This is a genomic window from Pseudomonas sp. 2822-17, assembly GCF_002742485.1.
In the GTDB taxonomy this organism is placed as follows: Bacteria; Pseudomonadota; Gammaproteobacteria; order Pseudomonadales; family Pseudomonadaceae; genus Aquipseudomonas; species Aquipseudomonas cyclaminis.
The window spans coordinates 1-270 of sequence record NZ_LJRZ01000748.1 but is presented as its reverse complement, the minus strand read 5'-3'; the positions used below and the strand labels follow the sequence as shown (position 1 = coordinate 270).

Here is a 270-nt window from a genome sequence, read left to right as displayed (position 1 = left end):
GTAAGTAATCTTCATGATGATATGACTCCTAATCCTGTTGCATTACCTGGAGAACCTAAAGACAATCGCTTCAATGATGGGAAGTGTGATCCAAATGGTCGATTCTGGGCTGGCACAATGCATATGGATGGAAAAAATGGAGTGGGTTCTCTATATCGCTTAACCGAGGATTTCCAATGTGAGAGAATGATTGAAGGAGTTAGCATTTCAAACGGACTTGCCTGGAATGTTGAAAAGGAAAAAATGTACTATATTGATACACCTACTGGG

At 40.4% G+C, this 270-nt stretch carries 1 protein-coding gene; it reads left to right on the top strand.

What is annotated here, in order from left to right:
- Positions 1–270: SMP-30/gluconolactonase/LRE family protein (locus AOA60_RS26400; RefSeq protein ID WP_143522566.1), on the top strand; the 270-nt coding region annotated here is incomplete at both ends.